This window comes from Metabacillus sp. KUDC1714 (assembly GCF_014217835.1).
In the GTDB taxonomy this organism is placed as follows: Bacteria; Bacillota; Bacilli; order Bacillales; family Bacillaceae; genus Metabacillus; species Metabacillus rhizosphaerae.
Genome location: NZ_CP055263.1, coordinates 3,969,041 through 3,995,245, shown reverse-complemented (window position 1 = coordinate 3,995,245; position 26,205 = coordinate 3,969,041). Strand labels below are relative to the sequence as shown.

The window sequence follows — 26,205 nt, the reverse complement described above, 5'->3', positions numbered from 1 at the left end:
GGAGGTAACTCAAATGTTTCGGAAAGAACTTTATTTATTTAATGATGGAATACCTGTTAAGACTGTTTTTCGTCAATATACACAAACTGATTTTGAACAGTTGCTTTTGATTCAAAAAGAAAGCTTTCCACCTCCATTTCCTTCAGAGTTATGGTGGAATACAGACCAGTTACAAAATCATGTGAACTTTTTTCCTGAAGGGGCCATCTGCGCTGAAATTGACGGTAGGATTATTGGTTCCATGACAGGATTGATTGTTCAATTTGATCATAATGTTCATCAATATCATTCGTGGGAAGATGCCACAGATAATGGGTATATAACTAATCATCTTCCTTCAGGCAATTCTTTGTATGTTGTTGATATTTGTGTTGCACCTTCTTACCGGAAATTAGGTGTGGGTAAGTGGTTAATGCAATCGATGTATAAAATTGTTATCTCGTTAAATTTGGAACGATTGATAGGAGGTGGAAGGGTACCAGGCTATCATAAGGTTAGTAAAGATCACTCGATTAATGAGTATGTGGACGCAATATTAACTGGGAAGTTAAAAGATCCTGTTATGTCTTTCTTATTACATTGTGGTAGAACACCGGTTTGTCCTGTGGAAAATTATTTGGAGGACGAGGACTCTTGTCATTATGGTATGTTGATGGAATGGAAAAATCCGTTTACATAGAAGAAATGTAGCAGCAAAGTCAATTGTGTATTGGCACCTACTCAGGGGCTTTCCCCAGCAATTGTCGGATAACACGGTAGTCATAAAAGAAAGACAGGTTCACCTCCTGCCTTTACGTAAAATATTCAACCTTTGCATTTGGAAAGTAGTGATCGACATAATCCTCAAGTGTTTCACGAAGCTCTTGTTCTTGATCTTTTGGGTAAATGTATTTTCCAATCCCATATCTTCCCCATTTGTATCGTCTTTCTTCTTCATTTAATTCAAGCTTTGTTTTGGGGTAGTTTTTTTGGATGACTCGTTTTGCTGGTTTGGTGAAACGATGCTGAATCATTTCAAAGGTAATATCATCTCTTACATCAGATGGAAGTTGGGCATCAAGCTTTTCAAATAATACTTTATAGCCCTCCTGCCAGTTTTCATGGATATAAATTGGTGCAACAATAAAACCTAAAGGGTAACCCGCCTTTGCCACTTTTACTGCAGCCTCAATACGTAAATCCAAAGATGAGGTTCCTGGTTCAAAATTCTTAATTACATAATCAGCATTGATACTAAATCGGAACCTTGTTTTCCCATTGTGGTTTGCATCTAATAAATGATCGACATGATGAAATTTCGTTACAAAACGTAACCTTCCCATATTTGTTTGACCAAAGAATTCAATGGCTGATTTTAACGAATGTGTTAAATGATCTATTCCAACAATATCTGATGTACATGATGCTTCAAATCGTGTAATCTGTGGTGCACGCTCTTCCATATAGCTTTGAGCCTGATTAAGGATCTCATCAACATTTACATATGTCCGTATGTATGGCTTACTTCCCATTGTTGTTTGTAAATAGCAATAATGACAGTGACCCATACAACCAGTTGCGAGTGGAATTGCATATTCAGCTGAAGGTTTGGAGCTATCGAATTCTAATGTTTTTCTAACACCTACTACAAGCGTAGACTTTGCTGTGCGATATTGTTGCAGATGATTATTACCAGGAATATTTCGAACTTGATTATGAGATGTTGTTTCCCTGATCTCAAGCCCCATCTTTTCAAATTTCTCCTTCAACTCAACACCACGGGGATATTCTAAAGCTCTAGGCTCGATATATACTAATTGCGGTACAAATGGTTTAATCAATTTGATCTCATCTCCTAAATAGAAAAGACTTCTATATGGATAACCTTTGCTTATTCTCCATTTGTTAATCGAAATAAATATTTCCTGTTAATCGTATTGTTGATAATCAAATAATTGATTGTATAGCTCTTCAGCCTCATCAAAGCTTGAAAAGACAGCATCATCATCAGCTAAAGGATGATAAGCATCGTGTAGAAACAGGGCTAACTCTTTAGGATTATTTGGATGCTCTACGATTTCTGCTTTTTCAATATTGGCTACATTGGCAGCATGCGGATTTCGGTATATTACATATACCTCTTCACCAATCTGAAAATTGTTTCCTTCCATTGAAACACAACCTCCTAAAATGTACATTCTTAAAGGTAGGTTCCCCAACTTAGCTCATAATATAAAATGGAAAGTTCATCAGAAAGCACCTAGCCTCTGTTAGTACTCAATAACATTTAACCAAAATAAAAAGACAAGCTAGTAGCCTGTCCTTTTATTTTATGAAATATGGAATGTCTCTTTAACAAATTCAACAACTTCTTCAGTTGTGCTCATTGCTAAAACTTTTTCTTTAACGCTTTGAGCCTGCTCTTTAGAAAGCTCTTTAATTTGTGTACGTGCAGGAAGGATCGATGTAGCACTCATTGAGAACTCATCAAGTCCTAGACCAAGTAATAATGGAATGGCAATTTGATCGCCTGCCATTTCTCCACACATACCAGCCCATTTTCCTTCTTTATGTGCTGCATCAATAACCATTGAAATTAGGCGTAAAATCGCTGGATTGTAAGGTTGATACAAGTATGAAACACGCTCGTTCATACGGTCAGCAGCCATTGTGTATTGAATCAAATCATTCGTTCCAATACTAAAGAAGTCAACTTCTTTGGCAAATTGATCAGCCATTACAGCTGTAGATGGAATTTCCACCATCATACCAATTTCGATTGAATTTGATACTTGTACACCATTTGCAACTAGCTTTTCTTTTTCTTCTAATAGAATTGCTTTAGCTTCTCTAAATTCAGAAACTGTTGCAATCATCGGAAACATGATTTTCAAATTACCATAGCTGCTTGCACGTAATAATGCACGTAGCTGTGTACGGAAAATGTCTTGTTCTTCTAAACATAAACGAATCGCTCTAAACCCTAAGAACGGATTCATTTCTTTTGGAAGATTTAAGTATGGAAGCTCTTTGTCTCCACCGATGTCTAGTGTACGAACAACAACAGGTTTTCCTTCCATTCTTTCTAGAACAGCTTTATAAGCATCAAATTGCTCGTCCTCTGTTGGAAGCTGATCCCTACCCATGTAAAGGAACTCAGTACGGTATAGACCTACTGCTTCTCCCCCATTTTCTAATACACCTTTAACATCATCAGGTGTACCAATATTCGCTGCAAGCTCTACATGTTGGCCATCTTTTGTAACAGTTGGCTCGTTAACTAGCTTCGCCCACTCTGCTTTTTGAGCTTCGTATTTTGCTTTTTTCTCTTCATATTGAGCAATAACTTCTGATGAAGGATCAATAATTACATCTCCATCAAGTCCATCGACAATTACCATGACACCATTCTCAATACTGGATGTAGCTTGTTTCGTACCAACTACTGCTGGTATTTCCATTGAGCGGGCCATAATTGCTGAATGAGAAGTACGTCCGCCAATATCTGTTGTAAATCCCTTTACAAATTGACGATTTAACTGAGCTGTATCAGAAGGTGTTAAATCTTCTGCAATAATCACAACTTCCTCGGATATTATGCTAGGATTTGGAATTTGAACACCTAACAAATGTGCGATTACACGTTTTGTAACGTCACGGATATCTGCTGCGCGCTCTTTCATATACTCGTTGTCCATTGATTCAAACATAGAAACAAACATATCAGCCGTTTCTTTCATTGCAAATTCAGCATTAACACCTTCAGTGCTTACCTTATCTAATACAGGATTAAGCAGCTCAGGATCACTTAATACTAATAAATGAGCTGCGAAAATTTCAGCTTTATCCGCACCTAACTCACGGTTAGCATGCTCTTTAATTTTTTCAAGCTCAGCTTTTGATTGGTTGATTGCCAGTTCAAAACGCTGTTTTTCAGCTTCTTTGTCTGTTATCTCTTTTTTTTCAATCTTTAGTTCAGGTTCCTCCAAGCGGTACGCTTTTGCAATCGCAATACCCGCTGAAGCTCCTATCCCTTTTAAGTTCGCACTCATTATTCGCCAAGCCCCTCATTTTTAAGTGTTTGTTCGATACCTGCGATTGCTTCGTCCGCATCTCCACCAGATGAAATAATTTTAATTTGAGAGCCTTGAGGAATACCTAAAGACATTACACCCATAATTGATTTTAAGTTAACTGTTTTGCCATTGTATTCTAAGTTAACATCTGCATCAAATTTGCTTGCTGTTTGTACTAATACTGTTGCTGGTCTAGCGTGAATACCTGTTTCTGCTGTTACTGTAAATGTTTTTTCTGCCATTTTTCATCATTCTCCTTTAAGTTACAATATTCTACAAAATACTATTTTATCAGCCACACGAATCAAAAGACAAGTGTGGCGTATTTATTTCTTATTGTTCAATCGAGATTATGTTCTCGTCTTTAGCAGTTACATTACCATTTGCTTGTAGTTTTATTGTTTGTCCTTCTTTAAGGTTAGTGAAAACTATTGGAGTCATAACTGTTGGTGCGTTTTGTTTCACATATTCAAGATCTACTTCAAGCAATTTTTGACCTTGCTCTACAATGTCACCTTCTTGAACAAATGTTTCAAAGCCTTCACCTTTTAGATTTACTGTATCAATACCGAAGTGAATTAAGATTTCTTTTCCACCATCTGATTGAATTCCTATTGCATGCTTTGTCGGAAACACATTTAAAATTTTACCGTTGACAGGTGAAACAACCGTTCCATTTGTTGGTAAGATTGCAAATCCATCACCCATCATTTTCCCTGAAAATACTTGGTCAGGGACTTCAGTAATTTCCTTTATTTCCCCTGTTAGAGGTGAAACAAGTGTTTCTTCAACTACATTATTTTTCAAACCGTCTGCCACAACATCTTCAACTTGTTCTTGTACTTCTTGAGTTTGCGAATGTGTTTTATTTACTCTTGGTTTTTTTCCAGCCATTACATCTTGAATTTGCGTTTTCAAGTTATCTGACTTTGGTCCGAAGATAGCTTGGATATTATTACCAACTTCTAATACTCCAGATGCACCAAGCTTTTTCAAGCGGTTTTTATCTACCTCTTTTGCATCATTTACAGTTACACGTAGACGAGTAATACATGCATCAAGATGTTTGATGTTTTCTTGTCCACCAAGTGATTCTAAAATTTGCACTGGTAATTCACCAGCAGTTGTTGGTTTTGAATCGCGTGCATCAGTTGTTTCGACCTCAGTATCTTCACGACCAGGTGTTGCAAGATTCCATTTACGGATCGCAAAACGAAATCCGAAGTAGTAAATAACCGCGAGAACTAAGCCTACTGGGATTACTAACCACCAATTTGTTTGTGAGTTTAATACACCAAATAATAGGAAGTCAATTAATCCACCAGAAAATGTCATCCCTATTTTAACATCTAAAAGATGCATGGTCATAAATGATAAACCAGCAAAAACTGCATGTATTCCAAATAAAACCGGAGCCACAAATAAGAATGAAAATTCAAGTGGTTCTGTAATACCTGTTAAGAATGAAGTTAATGCTGCAGAACCCATTAAACCAGCAACAATTTTTTTATTCTCAGGTTTTGCTTCATGATAAATTGCTAATGCTGCAGCAGGTAATCCAAACATCATGAATGGGAATTTACCAGTCATAAATGTTCCTGCAGTTAAATCTTGTACACCATCTTTAATTTGGTTAAAGAATATCGTCTGGTCACCACGTACAGTATCACCAGCAGCATTCACATAAGAACCAAATTCAAACCAGAATGGCGAATAGAAAATATGATGTAAACCGAATGGTATTAATGAACGTTCAATCACACCGAAAATAAAAGCAGCTAATGTTCTATTTGCATCTAACAAGTTTGTTGAGAATGCATTTAAGCCAGATTGAATTGGCGGCCATACAAAGTACATAAGAATTCCAAGTAATACAGCTGAGGCTGCTGTTGCAATTGGAACAAATCGTTTTCCGGCAAAGAACCCTAAGTATTGTGGCAATTCTATTGTAAAGAATTTATTGTACATATAGGATGCTAAAACACCTACAATAATCCCACCGAAAACACCTGTTTGCAATGTTGGGATACCAAGTACATTTCCATAAGCAGCACTATGACTTGCTAAAAACTCTGCTAATGCTGCCGAATCTGTAGGCATTACACCTAAGCCTTTTAAAATACTGCTCATCGTAACATTCATAATTAAATAACCGATTAAAGCAGCAATACCAGCAACTCCATCTCCGTTAGCAAGACCAATTGCAACCCCAACGGCGAATAAGACAGGTAGATTTGAGAATACGATATTACCTGCGTTTTCCATTACACTCGCAATCAAAACAACCCAATCGCTTGTTAAAAATGGAGCAAGATCAGTTAATGTTTCATTTTGTAAAGCATTACCCAATGCCAATAATAGTCCAGCAGCTGGTAATAATGCAACCGGCAACATTAGAGCACGTCCTATTTTTTGAAGGACGCCGAAAGCATTTTTAAACATGTTAATAACCTCCATATATATTTTGATGACAAAGAGCAACAAAAAAACAATGAAATAGTAAAATCACTTTGTGCTTTAACCGTTTACAACCTAGACTGGAGTCTAAAAACAAATAAAAAAGGCATGGTGAACAGAGATTTATCTGCTAATAGGTATACTTCCCCAAAATAGCAAATAAAAACACCTCTTGTTCACTCATGCCTGATCGAATCAGTAACACGTGAATAATATCGGTTACATTTATTTTATTATTTATTAGTTAGACGATATAAGTGCATTGTTAAATAAACAACCTCTGCATCATAAACAGGTTTTTTCAATGACTGTTGCATTACTTTAATCATTTTCCAAGAAGTATTGTAGCACAGCGGATATTCCTTTTTCAACAAAAAAGCTAATTTTTCTGGTTCTGCTACTGATTCACCAGAGTTAACCCTTTCAATTGTATAACGAAGATGTCGAATTAGCCTTAAATAGTTAACACTTTCTCGATCAACTACAATTTTTAAAGATTCCTCAATGACATCTGTTAATTTACTAATTAATTGTGAGTACTGATTGACTTCTGATAGGGGCTTATTTGTAATTGAACTATGAATGTGTAATGCGATAAAGCCAATTTCACCATCAGGTAAATGTACATTTAGTCTTTGATTGATTCGTTCGATAACTTCTTTAGCAAGCTGAAATTCAAAGGGATAAAGCGATTTTGTTTCTATTAAGAATGGATTTTTCAAATCCATCCCTTGCTGTAAACGCTTTAAAGCAAAGGTTATGTGATCAGTTAATGATATGTGAATATGTTCGTTTAATGGCTGCTCAACACGTTCAGATATATATTGGATTGCATCTTGAACGACATCAAGCATGTCCTCATCAATATCTGATAATAGCATTTTATATTGTTCCTGCTCCTTTTGATTGGTTAACACAAACATTTTTTCATAACCAGAATCCTCAATGACATCGCCTTGTTTTTTCCCAAAGCCAATTCCTTTACCTATTAAAACAACCTCACCGAATGAATTATGCTTGGCAATTAAAACATTGTTATTTAGTGATTTTTTTATTTCAAAGGACTCCTTCACGAAATCCACAGCTCCTTTTCATTGAATCTTTTTTATCGTACATAAGTTAACAAGGAACGTCAATGAATTTGTCACTTTTTGTAGAAAAAATTAGTGAAAAAAACCCTTGACATTTAAATGGTTTATTTTTGAGGTTTGTCATTTTTATTTACATATTTTTTAGCCAATATTTACACATGTAAAGTGGAATTTTTAGGGGATGGTAAAGACGAGGTGATTAGATTGAGAAAAAGCATAAAAATCATTCTTTTTCTTTTTTGTATTAGCTTATTTTTAAATATTAAAACAATCTCTGCATCAGATGGAACGATTAAAGTTTTAGATATTGAGACTAGTACAATTATAAAGGAGCTCGAGAGTACAGAAGAAATAGATAAGGATGTGGAGAATGCAATTAAATCAATAACTGGGGTAACTGTACAAGCAAACCCAGTACCAAAGCAGGGTTACTTAATAAAAATTCCTTTAACAAAATCACTTAAAATAAAAAATAAATGGTTTGAAGATATTGTGAGCGAAGTCTTACTATTATATAACCCTGCAGCAAAAGGACAGGGTAAAGTTATTTTATATAATGATGAGAATACACCAATGTTTTTTGATATTGAATATGACTTTTTGCCACTTTTTGAAAAATTAAATGTTAAGTAGCACGTATATTTTTTTACGTTTTAACTAACACTTATGAGCGGGTTAAAAATAGTTATTTTCGGAGGTGAGTCAAATTGAAGAAAAGCAATGATAGTAAAGAACAACAATTTCAACAACAACAGAATCAAGCTATGGAAACTGAATTTTCAAATGAAATGACATCTAAAAAGCAAAAAAAGAAAAACAAATAAATCTTTGTAAAAAGGCGGATTATTCCGTCTTTTTCATTTTACAGTTCTTTACTGAATCATATTTCGCTTTATGATATAATATATGTAATATTGACCGTGGATGTTGCCGCATCCACAGTCTGCAGTCGTAAATCACACATAAGATTTGTAGACCTATACAAGGTCTATTTTTTTTGTGAAAAAGCTAAAATCGTCACAATTAATGAAGCAAAACTAAACATAACAATTAAGCTTTCATATATTGTCAACAAGCATCACCCCCTTTCAAAAGGGGCTTGTTTGATCTAGCTGACTGCAAATTAATTGTATCATAAACTTAATGAATTATGGAACATATGTTCTTATTTAGTTATTTCATCCTAAGGGACAACTTAAATATCCTGCTTTCGCACAACCAATTAACCACTTTTTTTAATTGTTTATTCTTGTTACGACAACATTTGTTTTTTTCATTCGATCTAATATATTAAAAGCAATTTTCACCTTAGCAACAGTCCCCTTCAGCGCTTCTTCATGAAGCGACTGTGGTGATAAATATAATGCTGAAAAATCATATAATGCCCTTGCTAATAATTCAACCGCCTTTTCATGGTCACTATTATTCTTACCTTTTAGATCTTTTACAGAAATTCGAATGATATCCTCTGAGATTTCTTGTATTAACTTTACTTTTTCCTGTTCAGTCATCTTCATTCTCCCCTTTCAACTCTTTACCATGAGAAAGTGAAATACCTAACTAATTCCAGGTATATTCCTATTATCATCATACGTTCTCAAAATGGAAAATATGGTAAAACTTAAAACTTAATAAGAAAGAATAAGCGCCCTACTGTCTCATACAAATTTAGCTAAATTGATAAATGACGAACGTATTTTCGGTTTTTTTGCATAAAGGAATGTATGTTCTTGTATAATAAAATTAGATTTGTATGGGAGGTGAAATTGTTGAAACAATATCTAAATCTTAGCTTAGAAAATCAGGTACCTATTGAAATTATTTATTTATCAAAATGTGGGGAGTTTTCTCAAAGAAAGGTTCTGGTGAGGAGAATAAGTAAAGAAAAAGTAGTCGCATATTGTTATTTACGTAATCAAATTCGTAGCTTTTCATTAGATCAAATTTTATCAGCAAGCTGGAGCAAAAAAATTAAAGTCTCATGAAACAGACAAATACACTGATTACTTCGTCTAAGATAATTTACTTACTACATCCCCCAATGTACCTACCAATCTTTTCTTTCAAGAGTTCTATCATTATTTATCACTTAAAGCAAAATTGAAAGCTGACTAACTAGACAACGTTAGCCAGCTCATTATTAAACAGTTATTCTGGATTTTCAATTAGTAACACTTCAGCGTTAAACACATATTGTAAAGAAAAGTTATGAATATAAAATAATAGGTTTTCTCAATAAAATTGAGGGTATTACATAAGTAGCGCGCTACGAAATGATGACTTCACGAAGATACCAGCAGACGCTAGTGTTTAGTGGCGCGGCCTAGGAGCCGTATCGATATAAGAGAGGAAGGGCTTATATCTTAAATGCGTCAAACAATTGGAATGCTTCACTCATCATATTCGTTTCATTTAAACTGCAGCTTTAATGATGCCAAAATATGTTTACATAGTTATACTAATCAATTGTAAGACTGTTCACTAGTTGACGGTTTTATAATTTAAATGAACCGACTAAAAGAAGCTGACTAATCAAAGTCAGCTTCTTTCCATTTTCCAATTCTAGATCGATAATTGTTGTGATAACGTATAAACACCCTCTGGTAGAGCATCTTTTTGCTTAAGAATTTGTATAATATCGTGGTCAACAATTTCCTGCTTTTGCATTCCGATCGCACGTCCCCCTTTTCCTTCTACCAATAACTCAACTGCTCGAGCACCTACTCGAGAAGCCAATACACGATCAAAGCCTGTTGGCGAACCACCACGTTGAATATGACCTAACACGGAAATTCGTGTTTCTAATTGGTATTTTTCCTTTAATTCATTTGAGAGATCATTAGCAGAACCTACACCTTCTGCTAGGACAATAATGGAATGCTTTTTCCCACGTTTAATCCCTTTTTGAAGCCTCTGAACAACATCCTCAATTTCATATGGTCTTTCGGGAATTAATATTGTTTCAGCACCAACTGCAAGACCTGAAAAAAGAGCAATATCACCAGCATGTCTTCCCATAACCTCAATAATGAATGTTCGATCATGTGATGTTGCTGTATCACGAATTTTATCAATACTACCTATAACAGTATTTAAGGCAGTATCAAACCCAATTGTGTAATCAGTCCCAGGAATATCATTATCAATCGTTCCTGGTAAACCAACACAAGGAAAGCCCTTTTCAGTTAATTTTGCAGCACCTCGATATGAACCATCCCCACCAATGACAACAAGTCCTTCAATCCCAAGTGCTCTAAGTTGCTTAATTGCCTTATGCTGTGATTCATCCCTTTTAAATTCTTCCGATCTTGCTGAATACAAAATCGTCCCACCACGATGAATAATGTCACCAACAGAACCTAATTCAAGCTTTTTTATATTGCCTTCCATAAGACCAGCATATCCATAATAAACACCATAAATCTCAAATCCAGAATATATTCCTTTCCTAACAACTGCACGGATGGCAGCATTCATACCAGGTGAATCTCCTCCGCTTGTTAAAACTGCAATTTTCTTCATGAAATTGCCCCCTTAATAATTAGAAACAGTTACGATATTATAGGCCTCACTACCGTTTTGGTTCAAAATATGTATATTGAAATCACATTGTTTATCAAATTTTCTACAATTACTTTTCCGTTTTACCCAAATTTAAAGTATTGTAAAATGCACACTCATAGGCATCTCACTATATCGTTTCCTGTTCATAGCTTTCTAAACAATTTAGATAAAGTTTTTCCTACATTAAATTAGCTAATTATTACACCCTTTAAATTCATTAATACACAGAGGAGATCTCCTGTACCTTCAGCAGAAAGCGAACGTCTGCATCGGATACAACACCTTAGTTTAAAGTTTGTTACAAAATTGTAAACTTTTAGAAATAATGTAGAATAAACGGTTATTCGACGCGGTTTTTAAATTAGATTTCACGAACCTAACTGCATTTAAAAGACCTTCAAAATCTTTAATCGTTTTACTTTTGGATAAAATTTGATAAAATTAGAAAAATCAAATTTTTCGAGGAGTGAGGGGATATAGTTGGACGTAATGTGTCATTCAAATTTTCAACCACTTATAATCTATCCTGAAGGATATTTTTCCATTTTTCCAAACAATGACATGAAATTAATAAAGGTTTTAAATAAGCTATATTTTTCTCAAATAACATCCACCCACTATTGTATTGCTTATAAAACGAAAGCAGATCTTAAAGAATACCTTTCATTTATCCACTATGAAATGGATAATATTTCTACATACGAAGGATCTATTCATCAAGAGGAACTTCCAGACTCATTTGACATATTTTCATTGAAAACAATTTATGAACATACATTACATGAAAATACGGTAGATATCATTAAACACGGAGAATTTATCAGTTTTCTTCAACCGATTGTAAACTTGAAAAATGAATCAATTTTAGGGTTTGAGTCCTTACTTCGTGTAAAGGATCAATCGATTTTCCCAAGTCAATTATTCGAGGTAGCTAAAAAAACAAATATGCTATCTCTTTTAGATCAGAAAGCTCAAGAGGTCGCCATTCAAGGACGCTACAATAAACTTCAAAAAGGGATTAAAAGCTTTATTAATTTTATACCATCTACAATATCTAATCCAGAGCTTTGCATCAAACAAACCTATCAAATTGCCATGAAATACAAGGTATCTCCAGACGATCTTGTTTTTGAAGTAGCAGAAACTGAAAACATTGTAAATTTAGATCATTTAATAAACATCCTAAAAAAGTATAAAGATTATGGAATGAAGGTTGCACTCGATGATGTAGGCTTAAACTTCTCAATTTTAGACAAGCTATCAAAAATTCAACCAGATTATTTAAGTATTAATAAGAAGTTTATTCAAGATTGTCATCTAAACGAGGATAAACAAGCTTTTTTAAATAGTATTCTTCAAATTGCTAATAAGCTAAATATTTGTGTCCTAGCCAAGGGGATTGAACACAAGGGTGAATATGATTATTTAAAATTGCTAGGCGTTCATTTAGGTCAAGGATATTATATTGGTAGACCAAGCGAAACACCGAGTACTCTTGGTCTTAAAAATACAAAATTGAATGTGTAGTCAACTAAAAGAGGAAGCACCATCATTGATGGGTCTTCCTCTTTTTTTACGTTTCATCTTATCTTTTTACTGCTCGATAACCTGCTGAAATTGCTTCTGCTTCAGAGCAAAACATTTCTTCAGGCTTAGTAACTTTATATGAAGAGGATTCTTCTGTATGATATATCTTTTCCCCTTTATAATTAATATTTCCTTTAATTGTGCAGCCTTCAGTGGCTTTTACTGTTTCATCAGTTCTATTTACTTGAATCTCATTTTCAGCAAAGCCTTGGTCTGTTGCATAATTCTCAATACTCCAAATTCCAATTCCCTGTTGCTGTGCCTGCTTTTGAATAGTAGAAAAATCGTCAACATATTTTGTATTTGGCTCAAAAACATACGCTAACCTTGCTAAACCTTTTTCAAGAAGCATTTCATTGACCATCTTATCGTCAATATATACATAAGCTAGCAGTCTCCCGTATTTATCACGTTCACCAATATCCATCTCTAATTGAACGTTTGCTCCATTCAACAACTCTTTTACAAAGCTACTAGCCTCGGGACCAAATGGTTGTACTGGTTTAGTAGGATGAACTGTTTCAGGTGTATCAATTAATAAAAGTCTCACTGTCTCCTTTTCCCCATTTATTTGTACATTTATTGTATCACCATCTACAACTCTTATTACTTCAGCTGCAATAAAACGAGAATCATTTTGGTGAAGTGAACAACCAGATGTAAGTAATAAGATAATGACTACAACTATCCATTTTTTCAATTTTCTTTTCCCCTTCAAAACACTAATTACGATTATTTAATAATCGTAAACTCCTTTGGAAATTTCGTTAATGTTTCAAATCCATTATTCGTAATGAGCACATCATCTTCAATTCTAACTCCACCAATATTCGGTATGTAGATTCCAGGTTCGATTGTGTATACCATACCTTCCTTTAGTAGCTCGTCATTTGTATGACTCATTGATGGATATTCATGAACATTTATCCCTAAACCATGTCCTAGACGATGAGGGAAATAATCTCCATACCCTGAATCAGTAATAATTGCTCTTGCAGTTGAATCAAGGTCACCAATGCGGATTCCTGGTTTACTTGATTGTAATGCAGCTAATTGCGCTTTTAACACGGTATCATAGATTCGCTTTTGTTGTTCATTATATGTTTTATAAACAAATGTCCGCGTAATATCAGAACAATAGCCATCAAGGATAACACCTAGATCAAATAAAACAAAGTCCCCTTCACTTAACTTCTTTCCTCCTGGATTCCCATGAGGCTGACCTGATTTTTCTCCAAATAACACCATAGTTGAAAAGGACATTTCGCGGATACCCTTTTTCTTTAGTTCGTACTCAATTGTAGCAAGAACTTCCATTTCGGTTACACCGTCTTTAAGTGCATTAATCCCAACTTGAACCCCATAGTCTGCAAGTTCTGCAGCTTGTTTTAAGATGGAAACTTCTTTTTCATCTTTAATAACACGAAATTCATTTAAAATATTTTCAACAGGTACAACTTGACTAGGTTTGACAATTTGTAGCAAGCTTTCAACTCTACTATACGATGTTACTTCTTTTTCAATCGCTAGTGTTTGAATAGTTAGTTTCTGTTTGATAAGGAATTGGTGGATTAATTCCCATGGATTTTCATGATCACCATACCCTACAATCTGATAATTCCAGCCTGCCTCTTTCGCTTGTCTGGCTTCCATTTGCGGACAAACGAAGAACGGCTCAGTATTTTTGAACAAAAATAACCCCATTAATCGTTCATGTGGATCTGTATAAAAGTTCGTTAAATAAAAGACATTTTCCTTTGATTGGATAAAACACATATCAATTTTACTTTCTTGTAACCAATTTGTTAGTTTCGTAAGACGCTTTTGCACTTTCCCACTACCTTTCAAACTATATTACTATAATGATACCATATCTAAACTTTTAGAAAAAACTGATTCATCACGAAGTACATTTAACAAAATCCACATATAGCTTATAACTCAATATATTAAAGGATTTATGAAATATAGGTCATTTTTCTTGTTATGTTTCACAAAATGATGGACAAAATAGAAAGTTGAAAGCAGATTACTCTTTCATAAAATGATATTTTACTTCCAGTTCTCATTTATGTTGGTTTTCTAACTATACCTATACTTTACTATTACCTTGTCTTGTCAATCATCCCATATCAAATGATAGGAGGTTTTTAAAATTAAAAAGAAAGTTATTATCATTGGTGGTGGTTTAGGTGGTATGTCAGCTGCAATACGCCTTGCTGTCGATAATTATGATGTCACCATCCTTGAAAAAGGTAAACGACTTGGCGGAAAACTCAATTCACACTGTGAACAGGGGTTTACTTTTGATACAGGTCCATCTATTCTTACGATGCCTTGGGTACTAGATCATCTCTTCCTAAATGCTAATCGAAAGCTATCAGATTACATAACCATAAAAAGAATTGAACCACAATGGAAAGCTTTTTTTGAAGATGGAACATTAATTAATTTAACAAGTGATTTGCCAGAGATGATTAAACAGCTTCAGTCTTTGTGTAAGGAAGATGCTAGTGAATTTTTCAATTTTTTGCATTACTGCAACAAAATGTATGACTTTCATGTAAAAAGCACATTTAAAAAAAGTATATCAGGTATTCAAGACTTACGTACAATGCTAAGTGTAAAAGATTTGTTTTCAATGGAACCAATGAAAACTACGAACCAGAGTACAAAGAAATTCTTTAAGAATAAAAAAATTCAGCAGCTTTTTAATTATCTAACTATGCAGAGTGGCTCATCACCTTATCAAGCACCTGCTAACTTATCAAATCTTGCACATATTCATCTTGGTTTAGGTAGTTATTATGTCGAAGGTGGGATTTTTAAAATTGCTGAAGCACTCTCAAAAATACTTCATGAACTGCAAGTTAATGTCCATCTTAATTCCAAAGTAAAACGAATTGTTACACAAAATTCTTACGCACATGCGATTGAGCTAGAAAACGGATGTTTATTTGAAGCAGATATTGTTGTATCCAATTTGGAAGCTGTTCCCACTTACGACACACTATTAAACAACCAACCAATAACTCCTGAGGAACACAATGGGTTAGAAAAATATCCACCTACGGTTTCAGGACTCTTATTACTATTAGGTGTAAACAAGACATATTCGCATTTAGCACATCATAATTTTTTCTTTTCTGAATCTCCTAAGAAGGAGTTCCAACAAATCTTCACAGAAGGAATACCGGCTACAGATCCAACTATTTATGTTGGTATTTCAGCTAAAACAGATCCAAACCTAGCACCTATTGGAAAAGAAAATCTTTACGTATTGACTCATGTGCCTTCACTAAAAAAGGACGAAACATGGGAAGAAAAGAAAGACGAATACCGCCAAATCATTCTAAATAAGCTAGAACGTATGGGAATAGAAGGGTTAAAAGAAAATATAGAATATGAATATACATTAACCCCAAACGATTTCCAACAAGATTATGGTGCAAACGGTGGCTCCTTATATGGAGTTGTATCAGACCGAAAAAAGAATGGCGGATTTAAAATCCCTAGCAGAAGTCCGCTGTTAAAAAATTTATACTTTGTTGGTGGATCAACACATCCCGGTGGTGGAATTCCCTTGGTTACATTATCTGGACAACTAACAGCGGATTTAATCTTGGAACAGGATCTTAAATACAAAAAGGGAATTGGGTAAGCAACAAAAGACCAAGCGACTTTCTCACTCTTTTGTAAAGAAAGTTCAATTTTACCTATTTTTAATTAAAACAGTACATTTGTAACATGTTTTTAATATTTCTTATGTACTCGAAATAATTTTTTTCTTGTATAATATCTACTATACATTCGTGTTTTATAAAGGGAGGAAAAAAGAGCCGAGGAGCTCAAGAATGTGTAGCTTTGTTTAGCTACTTCTATTTGATGGAGGCCCTTGAAGTCCTGAAAATAGAAAAGAATACTTTCAGGAAGATAGACCACTATTCTTAGTACATAAGTAGCGAAACAGAAGACTATCTTTAGAGGCTTCATTGTTATTTCTCGGACTTTTTGAACAAACTCTATATATCTTTCTTCCTACTAAGGAGTTGTTGTTCGTGCTTCAATGGGTAAAACGTTACTTAGTTCCAATTCTTTGTATTATAGGAGTTTTTTCACCGATTATCGGTATGTCATTAATTGATACTTTTTATTATAGTACAGTGTTCGGCTGGATCTTTGGTTTTTGCTGTTTTGTTATTTCTTATATTATTGTCAGCAAAAGACCTGATGAAGAAGAAACAACTTCCCCACCCTCCGCTACTGAATCTTAAATTAAACGAGTCTTCAATCAGTGGGGATTTAACTGCCTAATTTGAAAGAGTTAAATAAAACTAGTAAAGCACAAAAGGACTTACCTTGATCTCAGTCCTTTTTGTGCTTTAGCTTTTTAATTTCCTCTTAGTAAACGTAGGCCATTTAAGATAACAAGAATTGTACTTCCTTCATGACCAATTACACCCAATGGAAGATCTAACACTTGGATAAAATTCGAGCAAATAAGTAGTGCAATAACAGCCATTGAAAAAACTATATTCTGCTTTACTATACGATTCATCTTTTTCGAAAGCTTAACAGCCTTTGTAAGCTTAGATAGTTCATTTTTCATTAAAATAATATCCGCTGTTTCAAGAGCAACATCTGTCCCTTCTCCCATCGCAATTCCTACATCTGATGTAGCAAGAGCTGGAGCATCATTGATTCCATCCCCAATCATTGTAACATTACCATATTTTTCTTTTAACGCCTTAATTTCATTTACTTTATCTTCTGGTAAGCATTCACCAATAAAGTGGTCAACCTGCAATTCTGTTGCAATTGCCTCTGCCGTTGATTTGCTATCACCTGTAAGCATAATCGTTTTAATCCCATTTTGTCGTAATGTATATATAGCTGATTTCGCTTCTTCTCTAACAACATCTTTCAGTGCTAAAAGTCCAACTATTTGTTCTTCACGAACAACATAAACTATTGTTTTCCCTTCCTTTGCAAACTTCTCACTTACTTTATTTTCATAAACTAATGCTTCGCGACGACCTACAAAGTCTGCTTTTCCAATTTTCCAATTGATGTCATTCAAAACAGCACTAACTCCAAAACCTGATTTTTCATCTACTGAAGTCATATTCGCAATACGCTTTGGATAATCCCTTTGTATTTTTGCAACAATCGCCTTTGCTAATGGATGGTTTGATTGGTTCTCAATTGATAGGACAGCCTCATAAAATGAGTCAGCATCCACTGTGTCCGACACGATAATATCTGTTACTGTAGGTTCACCCTTTGTTAAGGTACCTGTTTTATCGAACACAACAACTTTTGTTTTACTTAATTGTTCTAAATGAACTCCTCCCTTAAATAAGAGGCCATTTCTAGCTCCATTAGATATTGCCGATAAAGTAGCCGGCATAATCGAGGCAACTAACGCACAAGGTGAAGCTACTACCATTAAAACAAGTGCACGATAAATCGTTTCGTTCCAGCTCCACCCCAGCGCGAAATGTGGAAGCACCATCATAATCGCAACAAGCGCTAATACTGTTTTTACATATGTTCCTTCAAATTTTTCAATAAATTGTTGTGATGGTGATTTTTCCGATTGCGCAGATTGTACAAGATCTAGTATCTTTTGAAACATTGTTTCTGTACTTTTTTTCGTTACTGTAACTGTGATCGAACCGTTCCCATTCACAGTTCCTGCAAATACTTCATCGTTACTCTCTCTTTCAACAGGCATTGATTCACCAGTTATCGCTGATTGATCAATATTTGTTTTTCCCGTAACTATTATTCCATCTGTAGGAATTCTTTCTCCAGGTTTTACTAGGATTGTATCTCCAATATGTAAAGAAGATACATGGACTCGACTTTCATTTCCATTTTCAATCAAAAGGGCCTCTTCAGGCTGAAGGCTCATTAATGCAGAAATCTCTCGCTGACTTTTATTCATCGTATACGTCTCAAGTGCGCCACTTATCGCAAAGATAAATATTAAGATGGCACCTTCAGTCCAATATCCAATCATAGCAGAGCCAACTGCTGCAAAAATCATTAACAGTTCAACATTTAAGTTTTTTTCTGCAATGGTTTCTACAATACCTTCCTTCGCTTTTGCATAACCACCAATCACAAATGCTAGAATAAACAACGGTATTGAAACTGTGTCATTTCCTTGGCTTTCAAAGAACCATCCGAATCCTATAAGAATCCCAGAAATAATTGCATTTATAAGTTCGATCTGTTCGCTCCATTTCACAAAAATCCCACTGTCTTTATTTGACCGAACTGAATTAGTTATTTGACCAACACTATTTAGTTCCATTCAAACCACTCCCTCTAATTGAGAATAAAATTCATAATCATTATTTCAATTTTTTGATATAAAACACAGAAATTGAGTAAATCCATTGAATTATTTAATATATTATCAATTATAACAAACAAATTTACATTTTCAAGTAATAATTATTATAATTACTAAATAATAATTATTATAAATTAATGATAACTTTTCTCATTTGTTTTTATGATTTTTTTATTCTTTGTCATTAATTGGAGTGGTTCTCTGATCCATACCCTTTAGTATAATAAATGAAGCTTGGAAAAGTTCGATAAATCCAAAGCGCAAGGAGTACTTAATATGTGATAAAAACTTAAACAAGAGCACGTGGAGATCTATGTAGACTTAGCAGTTGGATCTCTAGAATATCCATACCTCGGAATTTTTCTAAATTCCGGAAATAAAAAAGCTAGAAGATCGAAATTGTTCACTCTGATCTTCTAGCTCTTAAATTTGCCCTTTACATTATTACTGTGAAACCAATTCCTTAAGCATATCTGAGGTAACCGGTCCTAACAGCTTTTTTTTAACAATCCCCTTTCTATCAATAATAAAGGTTGTCGGTATCCCAATAATTTGATACGTCTTTGAAACTTCCCCATGCACATCTAGTCCAACTTGAAATGGAAGTTCAAGGTCTTTCACAAATTGAATGACTACATTTTCACTTTGTTCTGATGATGTAACATTCACACCTAAAAGCTCAACGTTTAATGACTTAGCCTCTTCCCGAAATTTAATGAGCTCTTCCATTTCTTCTTGGCAATATGTACACCAGGTAGTCCAAAAATTCACAACTACAATTTTTCCAGTATAATCAGATAAATTGAATGCTTTCCCCTCAACCGTTTTTAAGGTGAAATCGACTGCCTTTTCTCCTTCGATCATTATCCTATTTTCAGCTGCATCTACGATTTCTGAGATAAACAAATTACTTATAAGGAAACCCAAGATCATGCTGACTAACAATTTTTTATTCAGCTCAATCACCCTTTTGACAAAAGTTTTTAAAACATTTTTTTATTAGTTTCTGCTAAATTGAACGAAACATACAATTCTAATTGAACTATACGCAATCCGTTCCAATCAACCAATTAAAATTTGTTATAAAATGAACAATCGCTTAGAAAAAGAGCCTTTTTATTAAACCAAAAAGACGGTTCGCACTAACGCTCACCGTCTATCTAAAATTAATATGTAAATTTTCTTTTCATGAAATAAACACTTATTCCTAATTTTCTACAGATTGTAACATAATGCATTAACATCATGAGCACAGCACCCATGTTCATACCTAAAATGATCCCTTTCATATGAAGAAACTCTAATGATCCCAATACATACATCATCCCAAATGATATCACATGGGACCATATCGTATGAAAGAGCGCATCCTTTACTAGACCTAATCCAATTAAATAAGCTTGCATTGGAATAATAAAGAAATGAAAGAGAAAATATGGCCAAAGTAGTTTTAAGTAAAATGATGCAGAGGTTGATTTAAAAAACAAATGTGTTAAAGGCTCTGCAAACATATACATAGCAACAACAGCAATAGTCCCGTACACCATCGTAATCATCATGGCCTGCTTTAATAAACGAATTAGCTTGCTTGAATCATTATTTGCATATGCTTCAGAGACATTCGGTATAAGCATGATCATTAAAGAATGGCCGATAAATGCAGGGAAAAATCCAATCGACATCGCCACTCCCGCGAGCATTCCATAATGCTCATTCGCCATTACACTTGAAAACCCAGCACCAATTAATGCTGCTTTTACTAAAAACGGCTGGACAGCATGTGTAAAAGAATGGAACAGCCTTAATCCAGTTGTTGGAAATGAAACTGCAAACAGTGCTTTTCTCACCTTTTTTCCTTTTATAAATTGCTTAGGTTCTTTTCTTAACATTTGATATTGAAGAAAGTATGCAGCAACTAAATAGGTGCATACAAGAAGTTCACTTGCAATTAAAGTAGTTAAGGCAATTAGTAATGCCATCTGTAAATCAAATTGGAAGGTTTGATATACCCAATTTAAGAGTAAAAGTTGGGCAACCTTTTTAATAAAATTGGAGAATGCTATCTTCCCCATATGCTGTACTCCCATAAAATAACCTCTTGCAATAGAAGAGAACGAAACAATTGGAATGAGTAGCACAACCAACCACTTTATGTAAGGATGATATCCTTGAAAAACTGGTATATATGGGATAAGCAGTGTAGTAGCTATAACAAAGGCAATTGTAAATAATAAGGTTAAAAAAAGCGTATGCTTTAGCATATGGTAATGTGTTTCACGTTGTTTCTCAGCAATAAATTTCGAAATTGAAATTGGAAGCTCTAAACTGGCAATAATGACAACAAAAAAGATCATTGGAAGAATTGTCATATATAAGCCCATTCCTTCCTCTCCTAACTCTCTGGCCAAAATCATATTAACGAAAAACTCGAGACATTCTCCAAAAAAAGCAGCTATCACAAGTAATAATGTACCTTTAACAAATGAATTCATGATGTCGTCCTCTCATAATAAACTAGTCCATAATTAAAACATATGAGACAAGACATCAAAATATTATTGGAATGCATAAGCATTTAGGAGAGTTGATCTAAAATAGATGTTGTTTAGACTAATCGATTACACCTGTTTCTGAAATAACAACGTCAGCTTTGACATCTACGGTCAATTCTTGAATCCTATCACGCCATTCATCAATGTTAAAGCTCCGTGATTGTGAGCGAATATCATCGCCTATTCCAAGCGGGTCAATTTTTAATTCTTTGAATTTCTCAATAAGTACTAAAGATTCCTTTTCTACTTCATCCTTAAAAGATTTTGTAACGTCTTTAACAACCTTTGGAGTGATCTTCTTTCCTGTATATTCATTTATAAAACCTTCTATATGCACAGAAATTTCTACCTTAAGTGGCTCAGTTGAGACTAAATTTAACTTTCTTGAAGTTGAAATACTCTTAATTCCTGCTTTTTCCCCTGATTCTGAAAGGTTTAAGGTATATGAACCTTTCGAGTATTGATCAGCTAATACCTTAAAGAAAAGTAATTTATCATTTGATATCTCACCAACTAGCTTTACATTATCAAATAATGCTAAACCATCAATTTCAATGCCATTATTATTATTTTTAAGAATCGGCAAGTAAGGATCCTGCCCTTTGGAATAATATTGAAACAAAAACAAATGTAAATTTGTTCTTGGTAAATCACGATATAGTTTATTTTGCATGATTAAGTCTGATAAAAATCTTGAAGCACCTTGAGTTCCAAAGTCTGCTCCTAAAATATTTTTAGAATCCCCTCTCGTAACAGCTAATAAAAGCCTTTCACTGATTGAAGCATCACGTTGTAGTGTATCAACAAGATCCGTTACTCCAGACTTTGATAACTCTTCACCAAATAAGACAATTTGTAACTTACCTAGCACTAGTGGATCTGGGGACTTTTTTTGCATATCTGAAATAATGTCTCTACTCATTTCAGACTTTCCCTCTAATTTATAATCTTGTACTGGCTGATCCTTCAAATAGGTGTTGATAATAGCAGTTCCTTCAATACGATTATCCTCGGATTTATCAAAACCAGTAACAGTAATCAGATTTACATCATCAATTATTTCCTTCTCCACACAACCTGTTAATAGAAGAATAATAACTAAAAGGAAGAATTTTTTCATTAAATTTTCTCCTTTCCTTTGCGAACTTTTCGAATGATGAAAGTAAGAAAAAATATGATTGGAATATAGACAAACATAATATAAAAACCTATTTGACCAATGATATCATTTATTAAACTAATTTCTGCTCGTGTTTGATAGAAATTCACACAAAAATATGCAATCATAAGCACGAAAAGGAGGGAATATTTTTGATTAAATGCAAATGCATCTTTTAAACAACGACTTGCAGCCCAGAAAGATAAACAAATATTTGGTAGGATAATAATACTCCAATTAGCAATTCCTATGTATTCAAATCTCTCAACAAACGGTAATTCAATAATTTTCCATATTGTTAAAGTAGCCCAGACATTTTTCCCAAGCTGTTCCTCACTAAAATAAATGATTGTAATGATACAAATAAAGGTATATACAAACGTACTAAAGGCAACTGCTAGATGCGCCCATTTTTTTGATTTTTGAATATTTTTTATAAATGGATAATAAACAAGCAGTGCTTCAAAGCCAATTATCGTTAATGACATCTTTTTAGTTGATATGGCTATATCTTTTACTGAATGATCAAATATCGGAAATAAATTCTTTATATCAGCAAATTGGAGTGGGAATAAGAATGTAAAAAGTAGATAAAAAGGCAACACTACTCCAAAAAAACTTATTCCTGTTACAACTCGAAAACCACCACTAATTATGTAATAGACTAACAAAAAAAAGATAAATGAAAACACCCAGATATTAATGTCAGGAAACATCCATACCTCAAGAATTTCAACATAGGTTCTAAGTACAGTGATCGCCATAAGACTAAAATACAACGATAAAAGAATGCTAAAAAATCCACCAACCCATTTTCCAAATATCTCCTTATGAACCGTCACAATATTACCGTTAGAATTCTGTAAAATTCGGTAAATCATCCATAAGGAAGCATGTACGAGTAGGCCTGACAAAATAACAGCAATCCAAGCATCTCTTCCAGAGTTTTCTGCAATTATTCGTTGAAACCCTAATACACCTACTCCGAATTGCAGTGAATGGATTAAATAAAACACCAAAAAATGCGATACCTGAAAGCGCTCTGCAATTTTAATCATAGACCTTTCACCTCACTTACTCATCGATGTCTTTGTTCTTTTTAGCATTTTCAGATGAAAAACGCTTTGGTTTATTAGTACGTAATTGTTGTGGTCGTTTTGACATTAATGAAAATGGGAGCCTGATAAGGGCATCCTTCATATCAATTGTTCTGGGTGGATAAATTGGCTCTAAAAAAGGTCTTCCTAAAGATGTTAACCTTAACAAATGTGCTGTCAAAAAACTAAAGCATATAACTATGCCAAGCAAACCAAACCATTGTGCAAAGAGTAAAAATGGAAATCTAAGCATCCGGATCGTATTACCCATAGCATAAATTGGTGTTGTAAATGAAGCTAGTGCAGATAGAGCTACAATAATAAGCAAAATGTTACTCGTTAAACCAGCCTCAACTGAAGCTGTTCCGATAACAATCCCTCCAACGATACCAATTGTCTGACCAACCTTCGTTGGCAATCTCGCTCCTGCCTCTCTTAATAATTCAATTGTTAATTCCAAAAATAATGCTTCTAATATAGGTGGCAACGGAACATCCCTACGAGATGAGATAAGAGTGTTTAATAAATCACTTGGGATTAATTCATAATGATAAGTTAAAGCCGCTACATAAACAGGTGTTACCAATATCGAGAATGCAACTGCAAATAGACGAATTAAACGAAAAAATGAGGCACTAAGCCAATTATAAAAATAGTCATCAAAAGCTGAAAAAAATTCAACTAATGTAGTTGGTCCAATTAGTACATGAGGAGAACCATCTACAATAATCCCAATCTTTCCTTCAGCAAGTATAGATGAGACCCTGTCAGGGCGTTCTGTATCCAAAAGCTGCGGGAAAGGTGAATTGTGATTATCTGAGATCATCTGTGAAATAAAAGAGCTATCACTGATTTGATCAAATTGTATATCTTTTATTCGTTGTATTACTGTATGTACATTCTGTTCATCACATATATCCTCAACATATAAAATCGCAAGCTTCGTATTAGATAAATCCCCAACCTTCATTTCAAAAATTCGCAATTTATCACTAGTTACCCGTTTTCTAATCAAGTTAATATTTGACTCAATCGATTCAACGAATGCCTCTTTTGGACCAACAACACTAAATTCTACTTCTGGAAGTGATACATCACGAGCCTTATTTATTGTTGCCTTAACAAGAGCACAAGGTAGACCATATTCAGACAAACATACTACTATATACCCCTCAAGAAGCTTTTCCTTAATCACATCTGTATCAATTGTAAGTATGATATTTTCAATAGGGATCCCTTTTTTTAACTCCTCTAATGTTTTCCATTGATCACTTTTCAAGAAAGGCATGATTGTTTGTTGAAGTGTTTGTACATCAACTAATGTTCTTATATATGAAACCCAATATTTCACATGATTTGTACCATCTTGATATTGAAGAAAATCAGATGACATTCTAAATCGTGCAAATACTGTTGCTAATGAAGGCTTATCTTTGCCACTTTCATATTTCATTTTATCCATTTGTCACACCACACGCTTCTTTATTCTTAACAAATTGCCCGTTTATTCAACATGTACGACCGATTATCTTTATTCTTAATAGCATGCCAACTATGTATGGAATTATGCACCAATAATAGAAAGCCTTGCTTAGCGATCTAGCATTATCCTTATAATTACAACAAAAAGAGGATGACCTTATAAGATCATCCTCTTTAGTAATAAGCTTTATTTTCAAAAATTACTTCGCAAATACATGGTTACCAATTCTAACTGTTACTTCACGTGATGTAATCCACGTACTTTTTGCTGTTTTAGGGTTATAGAAGTACAATGAATGGTTACCCATGCCACGGAATGCTAGTGCTTCCTGAACAGCTTCCTTTGATTTAGCATCTGCTGGTTCATTAATCGCACCATCTTGTACCGGTGAAAATGCATAATAACCTTGATCTTTTTGATGAATAACACTCTTAATATCATTTGGGAATAATTCACTATCAACACGATTCAATACAACAGATGCAACAGCGACCTTACCTGCATATGATTCTCCTTTAGCTTCTGCATGTACAAGTCTTGCTAATAAATCTTTTTCTGCTGCTGTAATTGTTTGAGGTATAACTAATTTTTCTCCTACCAATAGTAATGGTGTTGATTTTTTATTTGTCGACATTAACGATTTGACAGACACTCCATGCTTCTTACCAATTAACCAGAACGTATCACCTGATTGAACTTGGTGTGTTGTTGCAGCACTAGCTTTTGATTGTGGAGCTGACATCGCAATGAGCGATAAAGCTAATGTTGAAACAGCAACAAGTTTTAAGATTGTCTT

The 26,205-nt window shown here is 34.2% G+C and carries 24 protein-coding genes; 6 read left to right on the top strand and 18 right to left on the bottom strand.

Annotated elements, in window-relative coordinates; translation table 11 throughout:
* Positions 1-13: 13 nt before the first annotated feature.
* Positions 14-679, top strand: a complete 666-nt coding sequence (locus HUW50_RS18335; protein ID WP_185653097.1) for a GNAT family N-acetyltransferase — start codon at positions 14-16, stop codon at positions 677-679.
* A 112-nt stretch (positions 680-791) separates the two neighbouring features.
* Here the strand turns inward: HUW50_RS18335 and splB are convergent, their stop codons facing one another.
* The 6 genes from splB to glcT form a co-directional block, all read right to left on the bottom strand.
* On the bottom strand, positions 792-1,820 hold the full coding sequence (splB, locus tag HUW50_RS18330; protein WP_066330897.1) for a spore photoproduct lyase: 1,029 nt from the start codon (positions 1,818-1,820) through the stop codon (positions 792-794).
* Positions 1,821-1,907: 87 nt separating this feature from the next.
* Complete coding sequence (locus HUW50_RS18325; protein ID WP_066330901.1) at positions 1,908-2,150, bottom strand: transcriptional regulator SplA domain-containing protein; 243 nt, start codon at positions 2,148-2,150, stop codon at positions 1,908-1,910.
* A gap of 159 nt (positions 2,151-2,309) precedes the next feature.
* Positions 2,310-4,031 carry a phosphoenolpyruvate--protein phosphotransferase gene (gene ptsP / locus HUW50_RS18320; RefSeq protein WP_066330904.1) on the bottom strand — a complete coding sequence of 574 codons (1,722 nt, stop codon included), beginning with the start codon at positions 4,029-4,031 and terminating at the stop codon, positions 2,310-2,312.
* Positions 4,031-4,297 carry a phosphocarrier protein HPr gene (locus tag HUW50_RS18315; RefSeq protein ID WP_066330906.1) on the bottom strand — a complete coding sequence of 89 codons (267 nt, stop codon included), beginning with the start codon at positions 4,295-4,297 and terminating at the stop codon, positions 4,031-4,033. The genes ptsP and HUW50_RS18315 overlap by 1 nt, the downstream gene beginning before the upstream one ends.
* A 91-nt stretch (positions 4,298-4,388) precedes the next feature.
* The gene (ptsG, locus tag HUW50_RS18310; protein ID WP_066330916.1) at positions 4,389-6,497 is read right to left on the bottom strand and encodes a glucose-specific PTS transporter subunit IIBC; all 2,109 of its coding nucleotides are present in this window, start codon (positions 6,495-6,497) and stop codon (positions 4,389-4,391) included.
* 248 nt (positions 6,498-6,745) lie between these two features.
* Positions 6,746-7,585, bottom strand: coding sequence for a glucose PTS transporter transcription antiterminator GlcT (glcT, locus tag HUW50_RS18305; RefSeq protein ID WP_066330920.1), 840 nt, complete (start codon positions 7,583-7,585; stop codon positions 6,746-6,748).
* A gap of 222 nt (positions 7,586-7,807) precedes the next feature.
* On the opposite strand from glcT, the gene HUW50_RS18300 reads away from it, so the two are divergent.
* Positions 7,808-8,236, top strand: a complete 429-nt coding sequence (locus HUW50_RS18300; protein WP_066330924.1) for a hypothetical protein — start codon at positions 7,808-7,810, stop codon at positions 8,234-8,236.
* 355 nt (positions 8,237-8,591) lie between these two features.
* Here the strand turns inward: HUW50_RS18300 and HUW50_RS27605 are convergent, their stop codons facing one another.
* Both HUW50_RS27605 and HUW50_RS18295 read right to left on the bottom strand, forming a co-directional pair.
* Positions 8,592-8,675, bottom strand: a complete 84-nt coding sequence (locus HUW50_RS27605; RefSeq protein WP_372442211.1) for a putative holin-like toxin — start codon at positions 8,673-8,675, stop codon at positions 8,592-8,594.
* Between the two features lie 163 nt (positions 8,676-8,838).
* The gene (locus tag HUW50_RS18295; protein WP_066330927.1) at positions 8,839-9,114 is read right to left on the bottom strand and encodes a hypothetical protein; all 276 of its coding nucleotides are present in this window, start codon (positions 9,112-9,114) and stop codon (positions 8,839-8,841) included.
* A 258-nt stretch (positions 9,115-9,372) separates the two neighbouring features.
* Here HUW50_RS18295 and HUW50_RS18290 point away from each other — a divergent pair, with 258 nt between their 5' ends.
* Positions 9,373-9,588: a hypothetical protein gene (locus HUW50_RS18290; protein ID WP_157094367.1), complete on the top strand. Its 216-nt coding sequence runs from the start codon at positions 9,373-9,375 to the stop codon at positions 9,586-9,588.
* A gap of 577 nt (positions 9,589-10,165) precedes the next feature.
* On the opposite strand, the gene pfkA is transcribed toward HUW50_RS18290, so the two are convergent.
* Positions 10,166-11,125, bottom strand: a complete 960-nt coding sequence (gene pfkA, locus HUW50_RS18285) for a 6-phosphofructokinase (RefSeq protein ID WP_066330934.1) — start codon at positions 11,123-11,125, stop codon at positions 10,166-10,168.
* A 531-nt stretch (positions 11,126-11,656) separates the two neighbouring features.
* On the opposite strand from pfkA, the gene HUW50_RS18280 reads away from it, so the two are divergent.
* On the top strand, positions 11,657-12,694 hold the full coding sequence (locus HUW50_RS18280; protein ID WP_260445716.1) for an EAL domain-containing protein: 1,038 nt from the start codon (positions 11,657-11,659) through the stop codon (positions 12,692-12,694).
* Between the two features lie 58 nt (positions 12,695-12,752).
* On the opposite strand, the gene HUW50_RS18275 is transcribed toward HUW50_RS18280, so the two are convergent.
* Positions 12,753-13,454 carry a thermonuclease family protein gene (locus tag HUW50_RS18275; protein ID WP_066330938.1) on the bottom strand — a complete coding sequence of 234 codons (702 nt, stop codon included), beginning with the start codon at positions 13,452-13,454 and terminating at the stop codon, positions 12,753-12,755.
* A 32-nt stretch (positions 13,455-13,486) separates the two neighbouring features.
* Positions 13,487-14,584 (bottom strand): M24 family metallopeptidase, encoded by a 1,098-nt coding sequence (locus HUW50_RS18270; RefSeq protein WP_083964583.1) that lies wholly within the window; start codon positions 14,582-14,584, stop codon positions 13,487-13,489.
* Between the two features lie 325 nt (positions 14,585-14,909).
* On the opposite strand from HUW50_RS18270, the gene HUW50_RS18265 reads away from it, so the two are divergent.
* Both HUW50_RS18265 and HUW50_RS18260 read left to right on the top strand, forming a co-directional pair.
* Positions 14,910-16,415 carry a phytoene desaturase family protein gene (locus tag HUW50_RS18265; RefSeq protein WP_066330941.1) on the top strand — a complete coding sequence of 502 codons (1,506 nt, stop codon included), beginning with the start codon at positions 14,910-14,912 and terminating at the stop codon, positions 16,413-16,415.
* 397 nt (positions 16,416-16,812) lie between these two features.
* Entirely contained in the window at positions 16,813-17,028 is a 216-nt protein-coding gene (locus tag HUW50_RS18260) for a hypothetical protein (protein WP_066330944.1), read from the top strand.
* 116 nt (positions 17,029-17,144) lie between these two features.
* Here HUW50_RS18260 and HUW50_RS18255 read toward each other — a convergent pair whose 3' ends face one another.
* From HUW50_RS18255 to HUW50_RS18225, 7 genes are all read right to left on the bottom strand, one after another.
* Positions 17,145-19,076, bottom strand: coding sequence for a heavy metal translocating P-type ATPase (locus HUW50_RS18255; RefSeq protein WP_066330948.1), 1,932 nt, complete (start codon positions 19,074-19,076; stop codon positions 17,145-17,147).
* Positions 19,077-19,562: 486 nt separating this feature from the next.
* The gene (locus HUW50_RS18250; RefSeq protein ID WP_066330951.1) at positions 19,563-20,063 is read right to left on the bottom strand and encodes a peroxiredoxin family protein; all 501 of its coding nucleotides are present in this window, start codon (positions 20,061-20,063) and stop codon (positions 19,563-19,565) included.
* A gap of 221 nt (positions 20,064-20,284) precedes the next feature.
* The gene (locus HUW50_RS18245) at positions 20,285-21,610 is read right to left on the bottom strand and encodes a polysaccharide biosynthesis protein (RefSeq protein WP_066330958.1); all 1,326 of its coding nucleotides are present in this window, start codon (positions 21,608-21,610) and stop codon (positions 20,285-20,287) included.
* A 118-nt stretch (positions 21,611-21,728) separates the two neighbouring features.
* The gene (locus HUW50_RS18240; RefSeq protein WP_066330960.1) at positions 21,729-22,790 is read right to left on the bottom strand and encodes a Ger(x)C family spore germination protein; all 1,062 of its coding nucleotides are present in this window, start codon (positions 22,788-22,790) and stop codon (positions 21,729-21,731) included.
* On the bottom strand, positions 22,790-23,887 hold the full coding sequence (locus HUW50_RS18235) for a GerAB/ArcD/ProY family transporter (RefSeq protein WP_066330962.1): 1,098 nt from the start codon (positions 23,885-23,887) through the stop codon (positions 22,790-22,792). Before HUW50_RS18235 ends, HUW50_RS18240 begins: the two co-directional genes overlap by 1 nt.
* 16 nt (positions 23,888-23,903) lie before the next feature.
* On the bottom strand, positions 23,904-25,388 hold the full coding sequence (locus tag HUW50_RS18230) for a spore germination protein (RefSeq protein WP_396652546.1): 1,485 nt from the start codon (positions 25,386-25,388) through the stop codon (positions 23,904-23,906).
* A gap of 220 nt (positions 25,389-25,608) precedes the next feature.
* Positions 25,609-26,151, bottom strand: a complete 543-nt coding sequence (locus HUW50_RS18225) for a cell wall hydrolase (protein WP_232329023.1) — start codon at positions 26,149-26,151, stop codon at positions 25,609-25,611.
* Positions 26,152-26,205 lie beyond the last annotated feature (54 nt).

Coding starts and splice junctions, on each gene's coding strand:
- HUW50_RS18335 (WP_185653097.1), top strand. CDS start 14: ATGTTTCGGAAAGAACTTTATTTATTTAATGATGGAATACCTGTTAAG.
- HUW50_RS18325 (WP_066330901.1), bottom strand. CDS start 2,150: ATGGAAGGAAACAATTTTCAGATTGGTGAAGAGGTATATGTAATATAC.
- ptsP (WP_066330904.1), bottom strand. CDS start 4,031: ATGAGTGCGAACTTAAAAGGGATAGGAGCTTCAGCGGGTATTGCGATT.
- HUW50_RS18315 (WP_066330906.1), bottom strand. CDS start 4,297: ATGGCAGAAAAAACATTTACAGTAACAGCAGAAACAGGTATTCACGCT.
- ptsG (WP_066330916.1), bottom strand. CDS start 6,497: ATGTTTAAAAATGCTTTCGGCGTCCTTCAAAAAATAGGACGTGCTCTA.
- HUW50_RS18295 (WP_066330927.1), bottom strand. CDS start 9,114: ATGACTGAACAGGAAAAAGTAAAGTTAATACAAGAAATCTCAGAGGAT.
- pfkA (WP_066330934.1), bottom strand. CDS start 11,125: ATGAAGAAAATTGCAGTTTTAACAAGCGGAGGAGATTCACCTGGTATG.
- HUW50_RS18280 (WP_260445716.1), top strand. CDS start 11,657: ATGTGTCATTCAAATTTTCAACCACTTATAATCTATCCTGAAGGATAT.
- HUW50_RS18255 (WP_066330948.1), bottom strand. CDS start 19,076: ATGGAACTAAATAGTGTTGGTCAAATAACTAATTCAGTTCGGTCAAAT.
- HUW50_RS18245 (WP_066330958.1), bottom strand. CDS start 21,610: ATGAATTCATTTGTTAAAGGTACATTATTACTTGTGATAGCTGCTTTT.
- HUW50_RS18240 (WP_066330960.1), bottom strand. CDS start 22,790: ATGAAAAAATTCTTCCTTTTAGTTATTATTCTTCTATTAACAGGTTGT.
- HUW50_RS18235 (WP_066330962.1), bottom strand. CDS start 23,887: ATGATTAAAATTGCAGAGCGCTTTCAGGTATCGCATTTTTTGGTGTTT.
- HUW50_RS18230 (WP_396652546.1), bottom strand. CDS start 25,388: ATGGATAAAATGAAATATGAAAGTGGCAAAGATAAGCCTTCATTAGCA.
- HUW50_RS18225 (WP_232329023.1), bottom strand. CDS start 26,151: ATGTCAGCTCCACAATCAAAAGCTAGTGCTGCAACAACACACCAAGTT.